Source organism: Neobacillus niacini (assembly GCF_023715415.1).
In the GTDB taxonomy this organism is placed as follows: domain Bacteria; phylum Bacillota; class Bacilli; order Bacillales; family Cytobacillaceae; genus Neobacillus; species Neobacillus niacini_C.
The window spans coordinates 1-227 of sequence record NZ_JAMBOB010000110.1; the positions used below are offsets into that span (position 1 = coordinate 1).

Annotated in this window: 1 rRNA gene; it reads left to right on the forward strand. The window is 51.1% G+C overall.

Going from position 1 to position 227, the window contains the following annotated elements:
• Nucleotides 1–227: ribosomal RNA gene (locus M3189_RS26795) — 23S ribosomal RNA — on the forward strand; the annotation flags it as partial.

Consider the following 227-nt stretch of genomic DNA (forward strand, 5'->3'; position numbering starts at 1 on the left):
CTGGGAGGACCATCTCCCAAGGCTAAATACTCCCTAGTGACCGATAGTGAACCAGTACCGTGAGGGAAAGGTGAAAAGCACCCCGGAAGGGGAGTGAAACAGATCCTGAAACCGTGTGCCTACAAGTAGTTAGAGCCCGTTAATGGGTGATAGCGTGCCTTTTGTAGAATGAACCGGCGAGTTACGATTACATGCAAGGTTAAGTTGAAGAGACGGAGCCGCAGCGA